A 580-nucleotide genomic window follows, 5' to 3' on the forward strand; every position below is an offset into this window, starting at 1 on the left:
AGGAACCTGGAGCAACGTTGGTGGCATTTCTATGGGCCAACCATCTCCTTCTTCTTCTTACGTAAGATTGCCCTCACGTAGCAGGCGAGATGTTTCCGAGCTCCTTTTCCAAGGCAAATCGTTCGCCGCTTCACCGTGCGCATATGAAAAAAGTGTGGTGGGCATCGTCGAGGGTTGAGTCGCCATAAGGGCAGTTGCCATCTGCTGTTTTCCTCATCTTTGCGAGGTAGGAACGGAATAAGCCATGCCCAGTCAGGAATTGGGTGAGGTTGAAATCTACCTCTCCCACCTCCCGGTTTATCCAGTTGTCAAGTCGACCGATGAGTCGGGCAGTCCATCTGCCCCTAGTTTCCTGCTCCCATCTGCTTTGGCAGGTTTCGATGCTGGTAGACCTGGCGAGCCTTGATGCCTCCTCCTTACCCAAAACGGACCTTTTCTGGTGGACGAATTGTCTCTCCTGGGCTAGTAGGTCTATCGGGAATACTCCCGCGACCACTAGCACCGCGGGCTCAGAGACCGTACGGTAGGACGACGCGATTCGGAGAGGGCCCCTCCTCTGTACCGCGGCTATGCGCTTGCG

1 protein-coding gene is annotated in these 580 nt (G+C 55.2%); it reads right to left on the bottom strand.

What is annotated here, in order from left to right; translation table 11 throughout:
- Window positions 1-130: 130 nt before the first annotated feature.
- Window positions 131-580: hypothetical protein (locus tag JLZ96_RS25105; RefSeq protein WP_236254242.1), on the bottom strand; the 450-nt coding region annotated here is incomplete at its 5' end.

The sequence above is a fragment of the Rhodococcus sp. NKCM2511 genome (genome assembly GCF_014905595.1).
Classification (GTDB): Bacteria; Actinomycetota; Actinomycetes; order Mycobacteriales; family Mycobacteriaceae; genus Rhodococcoides; species Rhodococcoides fascians.